The organism is Bacteroides sp. D1 (assembly GCF_000157095.2).
Lineage (GTDB): Bacteria > Bacteroidota > Bacteroidia > Bacteroidales > Bacteroidaceae > Bacteroides > Bacteroides xylanisolvens.
Genome location: NZ_JH114351.1, coordinates 90,119 through 91,521, shown reverse-complemented (window position 1 = coordinate 91,521; position 1,403 = coordinate 90,119). Strand labels below are relative to the sequence as shown.

Here is a 1,403-nt window from a genome sequence, read left to right as displayed (position 1 = left end):
GGGTCGACGCATTATATTTTTACTATCTTACAACTTGTATTTTATTTTTATATTATTGACTATTAGTGTATTATCTATTGTATATGTCGATTATTTTCCTTATCTTTATAAGATATTATAAAACATAAACTAACATGAAAATTGGCATAATTGACCTTTGTAAACAAATAGAAGATCCTAGGATGAACCGCAAAAAAGTACATAAAATGGAAACTATTATCTATATATCCATTGCTGCTGTAATCTGTGGCGCCCAGTCTTGGAATGAGATTGAGGAATTTGGCAATGCGAAAATTGCTTTTTTCAAAAGTCGCATACCTGACCTGGAGTTCATCCCTAGTCATGATACTTTTAATAGATTCTTCAGTATAATAAAGCCCGAGTATTTTGAGTTGATCTTTCGTAATTGGGTAAAACAAGTTTGTCAGGAGGTGAAAGGCGTTGTAGCTATAGATGGCAAGCTCATGCGTGGTCCAAGCCAATGTGATGGAGAGCATACTACGGGAAAAGAAGGATTCAAATTATGGATGGTTTCCGCCTGGTCTGCCGTTAATGGAATTTCTTTAGGTCAGGTAAAAGTAGATGATAAAAGCAATGAAATCACAGCTATTCCATTGTTGATTAACTCTTTGGAACTAAGTGGTTGTATTGTTACAATTGACGCGATGGGATGCCAGAAAGATATAACCCAGACCATTATTGAGCGTGATGCAAATTATATTATAGCTATAAAGGAGAATAAGAAAAAAAATTATCAACTAGCTAAACAAATTATTGACGATTATCAGGATAGAGATGAAATAATCAATAGAGTCACCAGGCATGTGTCGGAAAATACCGGACATGGAAGAGTTGAGAAAAGAACCTGTACTGTAGTCAGTTATGGTTCTATAATGGAGAAAATGTTTAAGAAGAAACTTGTGGGGTTGAAGTCTATTGTAGGGATAAAGTCGGAGAGAACAATAGTAGCAACAGGAGAATATACTCAAGAGGTCAGATACTATGTAACTTCACTTGATAATACCAAACCGGAGGAGATTGCATCTGCCATCAGACAGCATTGGTCTATTGAGAATAATCTTCATTGGCAATTGGATGTTACCTTTCGAGAAGACTACAGTAAAAAGGTGAAAAATGCAGCCAGAAACTTTTCGGTGGCAACAAAGATGGCACTTACCATACTAAAGAAGGATAAAACAACAAAAGGAAGTATGAATCTGAAAAGACTAAAAGCCGGATGGGATGAAAAATATTTGTCACAACTTTTACAGAACAATAATTTTTAATGCGTCTGCCCTGCATACGTGGGCTATAGAAACATCACCGCTCCAGTAAGCATTCGGCCTCGCCCGTATTTCTCTCCAAGCTATAATAAAGTCAAAAGCCAGACGAAGCATGTCTGG

General features: G+C 36.4%; 1 protein-coding gene. It reads left to right on the top strand.

What is annotated here, in order from left to right:
* Positions 1 to 134: 134 nt before the first annotated feature.
* Positions 135 to 1,286 (top strand): ISAs1 family transposase, encoded by a 1,152-nt coding sequence (locus tag BSAG_RS00005; protein WP_008018700.1) that lies wholly within the window; start codon positions 135 to 137, stop codon positions 1,284 to 1,286.
* Positions 1,287 to 1,403 lie beyond the last annotated feature (117 nt).